The sequence below is a fragment of the Pedobacter sp. UBA5917 genome, assembly GCF_002432345.1.
Taxonomy (GTDB): Bacteria; Bacteroidota; Bacteroidia; order Sphingobacteriales; family Sphingobacteriaceae; genus Pedobacter.
The window spans coordinates 22,345-28,730 of record NZ_DJDT01000042.1; the positions used below are offsets into that span (position 1 = coordinate 22,345).

The 6,386-nt window shown below is 40.1% G+C and carries 4 protein-coding genes; 2 read left to right on the plus strand and 2 right to left on the minus strand.

Annotation, left to right across the window (positions count from 1 at the left end; translation table 11 throughout):
- Positions 1-19: 19 nt before the first annotated feature.
- On the minus strand, positions 20-667 hold the full coding sequence (locus tag B2V92_RS02880; protein ID WP_293304653.1) for a Crp/Fnr family transcriptional regulator: 648 nt from the start codon (positions 665-667) through the stop codon (positions 20-22).
- A gap of 424 nt (positions 668-1,091) precedes the next feature.
- Between B2V92_RS02880 and B2V92_RS02885 the strand changes: the two genes are divergently transcribed.
- Together B2V92_RS02885 and B2V92_RS02890 are read left to right on the plus strand one after the other, a co-directional pair.
- Entirely contained in the window at positions 1,092-2,516 is a 1,425-nt protein-coding gene (locus tag B2V92_RS02885; protein ID WP_293304655.1) for a glycoside hydrolase family 30 protein, read from the plus strand.
- A 544-nt stretch (positions 2,517-3,060) separates the two neighbouring features.
- Complete coding sequence (locus tag B2V92_RS02890) at positions 3,061-3,951, plus strand: hypothetical protein (RefSeq protein WP_293304657.1); 891 nt, start codon at positions 3,061-3,063, stop codon at positions 3,949-3,951.
- Here B2V92_RS02890 and B2V92_RS02895 read toward each other — a convergent pair.
- A complete protein-coding gene (locus tag B2V92_RS02895; protein ID WP_293304659.1) occupies positions 3,934-5,817 on the minus strand; it encodes a 7TM diverse intracellular signaling domain-containing protein in 1,884 nt (627 codons plus the stop codon). The genes B2V92_RS02890 and B2V92_RS02895 overlap by 18 nt on opposite strands.
- Positions 5,818-6,386 lie beyond the last annotated feature (569 nt).

The following is a 6,386-nucleotide window of genomic DNA, read 5'->3' on the forward strand; positions in this document are numbered from 1 at the left end:
AAGCGTGACCATTATCACATTACAGCACTTTTATTTTTTTTCCTTCGCGGACAATCTTTTTATTTTCTTCCAGTTTTTTCAACAACCTCGATACCACTTCCCTCGAGGTGCCCATGTCCGAAGCAATTTCGGGTTGTGAGATGGTAATCGGGTTTTTTCTGGTGATGGTGATTTTTTGGATAAGGAAATTCAATATCCGTTCTTCCAGCCGATCGGAGCTTAACCCAATAATAGTAGATAGTAACTGGTTATAATGTTTCTGGTAGGCTGCAACAATCATCCTCGAAAACGAGGGATGGTTATCAAAGAGTTCTTCTGCCGTTTTCACATCTAATAGGATCAATGTACTTTCTGTTTCGGCCAATGCAGAAAAACTTTGGGGTTCGAGGCTGAATAAATGAGCGAAGCTGAATACGCAGGGCTCGCCTGGATTAATATAGTAAAGGTGGAAGTGCGCTGTTTTTTCTTCGCTGAATATTTTTACGGCACCGTTTAAAACGATTGGCAGATATCTCACCACCTGTCCTGTTTTAACGATCGCCTCTCCTGGCTGAAATACCCTGAGTTTGCCTTTCGTCGTGATTTTCGAAACCAGTTCATTTCCGAGTTTACCTAAACACTGATTAACCAGATCATCCATATTTAAACCTTTTGGGTAAAAGTACAAACATTGCGTTTAAGCAGAATCTTTTAAGCGCTTAAACACTGAATTTTCTTTAAAAACCAGTAGAGATAATACGCTTTTTCGCTCTTAAAACAAAAATATTTTCTTGTATCAAAGCGTATTAAGCCACTTCTGCTATTTGTATTCGTTTTAATCCTAATCTGTTGATTTTCAATCGCTTTTTATAAACGTTTACTGGAATCAATCCGTATTATTAAATTTTATTACTATCTGATTATCAAGTAATTACATAATTAATTTGTTGTTTTGATGTCTTGTTTTATATAGATTTGCTGTAGTTGGAATAAGGTATTTGCCGCTTACTAAATGTATGTTGTTGATACAGGTAGCCTGAAAATACAAACAGGTTATATCGTTAAGCTTAAATAAAACCAATTATATTTTTTACTAACCAATTATTAATCTTATGAGAAAAATCTATCTGCAGTTTTTTACTGCTACAGCACTCTGCATCTCGCTGTTTTCGTGCAGGAAAAACATGAATGCCGTTGAAGAAACCGACGGGCAATCTACAACCGTTAGGGCAAACGAATCGGTAAGTATCTGGATGACTACCGGCGACCAGAGCAAATTGCTGCAACAACAGGGTAATGTTACTTTTTCTACCAATGCGGGTTCGGCCTCAACTACAATTACCGTGAATGAAGGATCAACTTTCCAGGGTATTGATGGCTTTGGCTACACGCTTACACAGGGCAGTGCCAAATTGATCAATGATTTGCCGGCAGGTACACAGAGTTCGATCTTAAATGAACTTTTCAATACTTCCAGCGGTATCGGTATTTCGGTGGTACGTATTGGCATCGGCGCTACCGATTTGAGTGAGTATTCGTACACGTATCGTGATGGTGCTTCTTTCAGCTTATCAGGCCCCGATTTAACCTATACCATCCCGATCCTGAAAAAAATCCTGGCCATCAATCCGAACATAAAAGTATTGGCAACGCCATGGACAGCCCCAAGATGGATGAAAACAAATGGCTCTTTCAAGGCAGGTACACTTAAAGCCGAAAATTATGAAAGCTATGGTCAATACTGGCTTGATTATATGAACGCTATGAAGGCACAGGGAATTACCATTTGGGGCATAACACCTCAAAATGAGCCTTTAAATGAAAATAACGAGCCCAGTATGAAATTGACCAAGGAAAATCAACTGGGCCTCATCAACGATTATATTGGCCCTAAACTACGTGGCGCTGGATTTAATTGTAAAATAATCTGCTACGATCACAATTGTGATAATACCGAGTATCCAATCTATGTGGCCAATAACAGCAGTTATGTAGATGGCTCGGCTTTTCACCTTTATGCGGGTAATATTTCGGCAATGACCACGGTAAAAAATGCCACCAATAAAAACGTGTATTTTACCGAACAGTATACGGACTCTAACGGAAGTTTTGGCGGCGACCTGGCCTGGCACGTGCAGAATGTAATTATAGGTTCGATGAATAACTGGTCGAGAACCGCTTTAGAGTGGAATCTGGCATCTGATCCGAACAGTGGTCCGCATACGCCTGGCGGTAGTACCGTTTCTAAAGGCGCACTTACCATCAACGGATCGAGCATAACCCGTAATGTTGGTTATTATATTGTTGGCCATGCTTCAAAATTTGTATCTCCGGGTGCTGTTCGTATCTCATCAAATAATTCTGGAAGTATTCAGACCACGGCTTTCCGGAACAGCAATGGTAGCAAAGTGCTAATCGCGTTAAACAACGGTTCATCAAACGCAACCTTTAAAGTAAAATGGGGAAATCAATATTTCACCTATACTTTGCCGGGTGGTGGGGTGGCTACTTTTAAATGGTCGGGGAATGCTTCTTAATTGTTTTTAGCAATACGATAATCGTCACACTGAATTTATTTCAGGGTCTATCGTGCAGGAAAGATGCCGAAACCCCGCTAACGGTCGTTTCTAACGAACGTTGAATAGGGTATCGTTTACAACGATAAAATCGTGTAACTATTTATGCACTCGTTTGGAAACGAACGTAAGGATGAAAGAAGCAATCTTAATGCGTGCGCTAGTAGCTAACGTTGTAAGATTGCTTCCTTGGCTGAAAAAGCCTCCTCGCAATGACGGCCTTGCTCATTCGAAATCCGCTAACGGTCGTTTCTAACGAACGTTGAATAGGATATCGTTTGCAACGATAAAATCGTGTAACTATTTATGCACTCGTTTGGAAACGAGCGCAAGCATGATTGGATAGAACCTGAAATAAATCCGATAGCTATCGGATCAGGGTGAACGAGCGCAAGCATTGGATAGACCCTGAAATAAATTCAGGGTGACGACTTTTAAGTAAAAATAGAAAATCTTCCAAAGGAATATTATTTATCTAGCCAAGTTTCATATTTTATCGTTTTATATGAGATCATTATTTACTGCCTTTTTATTGTTTTACGGAATTGCGCTTTACGCCCAAAAAAATCCTATTGTAGCGCTTTCATTATCTTCAGGTTATCAATCAAGCAACTTGCATTGGTCTATAGCCGGTAATTTAAACGGCAAATCGCCAAATATCCTGTCGGAAGTAAAATGGAATGCCCTTCGTGGACCAATTTTAAGTGCCGACCTAAAAATCAACCTTACCAAAAGATGGTTTATCAGTGGCGGTTTTGCAAAAGCTTACATTAAATCAGGTAACGCTACCGATACCGATTATGGAGAGGATAACCTTGAGGCACAAACCTATCACGCCGCATTAAGAAGTGATGAAGGGAATTTAAGCAATTTCGGTATTGCTGCCGGTTATAAAATATTGCTGCGCGAAAAGTTGGAAATTGCGGTAATGGCCGGTTATACCGATAAAAAAGAAAATCTTTTACTTTTAGATCATGCGGTGGCCTTGGAAGGGGAAAATGCCTTGCACTCCAGCTATGGTACAAATTGGACAGGTATTTCTACAGCGGTTTCTGTGGGATATGCCATTTTGCCTAAATTAAAATTGAATGCTACATTAAGTTACGATCAGTTAAAATATAAAGGCCAGGCAGATTGGAACCTGATTTATGCCTTTCAACATCCATTAAGTTTTGAGCAAAACGCCAATGGTTATGAGCTTGGTGTTTTGTTAGGCTTTGTTTATCAGCTTAAACCTTATCTTTTGTTTAATGTGAGCGGAGCATACGCTCATGCTGAAACCGGAAATGGTACCGATAAACTTTTTCTTGATGATGGAAGCACGCAATCAACCCAGTTTAATGCTGCGGTTAAAAATGTAAAAAATATTTCTCTGGGATTAACCGTCCGTTTTTGATGAGGTATTCTGTTCGTGTTTCATCACCAGGTCTATCCAGCTGCTTTTCCTGTTTTTTGGATGTGGTTTCTGTTGTTCAAGGATATGTTTAATCCGGATGGCATAAGCCCAGCAGGTACTTTGCCTGATGCCAACTTTTTCGGCAAGTTGATAGGATGAAATTTTGCCCTGCGTACTGAACATCAGGTAAACGATATAAAACGCTTTATTGATCGGGATGCGGTTGTTCTCAAAAATGGTATCCTGCATGGGCGATTCCTCATAGAAACATTTTTTGCACCTGCGGCTAAAAGGTCTCCGGCCAATACTATAATTGGTGCCTGCACATTTGCGGCATTCAAAACCATCTTTCCATTTAATATCCGATAAAAGTCTGTAGCATTGATCGCGGTCGGGATATTTTTGTTTAAATTCATCAAAAGTGAGTTCAATCGATTCGATCCTGGCATCAGTTATCTTTTCGATATTGCTTTTGAGTTTTACATTGTCCTCTTCAAGTAATATATTGATCCTTGATATGTATTCGGCCTGTTCGCGTATCTTTTCCGATTGAATGGTCAGTTCGCGTGTGCGCTCGGCCACCTGTTCTTCCAGTTCTTCATTGAGCGATTTTTGAAGTACCACATTCAGTTCGATGTGTTTCAGTGCTTCATCTTTGGCTTTGTCGCGTTCTTTCCTCAACAACCTTACCTGATCGCTGATGGAAAAGGAAAGCAGTACCATTTCCATAATAAAACCAAAACTGATGCTGTAATGGCTTACCGCCCCGGGCCAGCCCTCGGCAAAGCCAAGTACCGCGATCAACTTGATTATTGCGCCAACAAAAAGAAAAGCATGGGCCAGTACAAAAAAACGGGCCGGTTTAAAACCCTGGTACCAGATCACCGCCGCAGTTAAAAAGGCTACTGAAAGCGGTATAAATTCGAGGAATTTATAGATGAACCATTCATTTTTCGCAAACAGGCAAATGGCAAAATAAACTGTTCTGATAACGATGGTTAACTGGATAATGAAATAAAAGGTTGGGTTTCTTTTTTTTACCTGCAATAATATTTTGGTAAAAATGAGGGCAAAAATGCTCATGCAGTATAAGGCTGTTCCGTAGGCATAGTTGTTCAATTCTGGTAAATGTGGCCATATAAACTGGAAGGCAATGCCATCAGCACTCATTTCGTAAACGCCAACACTAAAGATAAACAGTACATAATAAACATATTCTTTAAGCCTGGTGGCGAAAAACATCAATAGGTTATAGAGACAGAAAACAAGGATCATCCCATAAAAAAGACCGAAAGAAATATATTCGAGCAGGGCGTAGTGGATAAAACGTTCTAAAGTTCGGTAAACGATGATCACATTCACATGATTGGCTGATTTTAACCTGAAATAAAGGATATGAGGACCCTCTGACTGGTTGGTAATCGTAAATTCGAAGTTTTTATGCTGATAAAGGCGGTTTTCGAATCTGGTTTTTGCGCCAGCATCCTCACGTTTATAGTTGCCTTGTGCATCGGGAAAGTAAGCAGTGATTTCATCAGTGGTTTGGTCGAAAAATTCGATAAGACCCAGTTTCCCGGTTAATCCCGATGGAAAATTTACCTTTACCTTGTACCAATAGGCTGATGGCCTCGAAAAATTGATGGGATAATAACCTTCGTTGGGTTTAAAGCGGCCTAGTTTATCCTGTAGCCTTATTTCATCGAAGTTCATCACGCCACTACGGTCTTCCAGATAACTTACTTCGCCATACCTGAAAAAATGCTCTATCGTGTTATTTTTGATATTTACCATTTCCTGCGCTTTTAAAAGGGGTAGGAAAAAGCAAAGCAATATGGCTGTGAGGTAAACTTTTAGCAGGCTAATCATTTTATAAGTATAATGAAAAATAGGCAGAACTGCCATTTTGAGCTTACATACGGGGAAAGTATTAAATTATCTTCATCTCGACTGGAATGGTCCAAATATTCCTATTGTGTGTTTACATCTTTTTAAGGCATTATGCTGGCTTGCTTTGGACACAAACTGGTTTTACCGAAGAACGCCCGTCAATCCCAAGTGCAGGGAAATCAAAAAAACAGGTGTAAAATGGAACAATTGGCACTGTCAAACCTAAAACGCAGTGGTTTTGTGCAGATCTCGTAAAAACTTTAAATTATCCAATACTTACTGCACAAAACAAAGTGCCGGTGTTTTTTTGATGTGTACTGGGCTTGTGTGGAAGCACCTAATGGATTGACGAAGCGCTTTGGGTACTTTGGCGCTCCAAAATGCGCAGCATTCTTGAACACAAATAAAAACAACATTAACTGTGAAAAACTACCATGCCTCCGCGGCATAGGAGCGGAAAAAAAATAGCATTTGTATCACAAGATGTGGGATATGCGGGAAAGAGATCTGCCTCGATAGATCTCTCGGCTGCGTTGCACTCCGCTCGA

Bases quoted from the DNA above. Each gene is read 5' to 3' on its own strand.
- B2V92_RS02890 (WP_293304657.1), top strand. From the start codon at position 3,061: ATGAGATCATTATTTACTGCCTTTTTATTGTTTTACGGAATTGCGCTT.
- B2V92_RS02895 (WP_293304659.1), bottom strand. From the start codon at position 5,817: ATGATTAGCCTGCTAAAAGTTTACCTCACAGCCATATTGCTTTGCTTT.
- B2V92_RS02885 (WP_293304655.1), top strand. From the start codon at position 1,092: ATGAGAAAAATCTATCTGCAGTTTTTTACTGCTACAGCACTCTGCATC.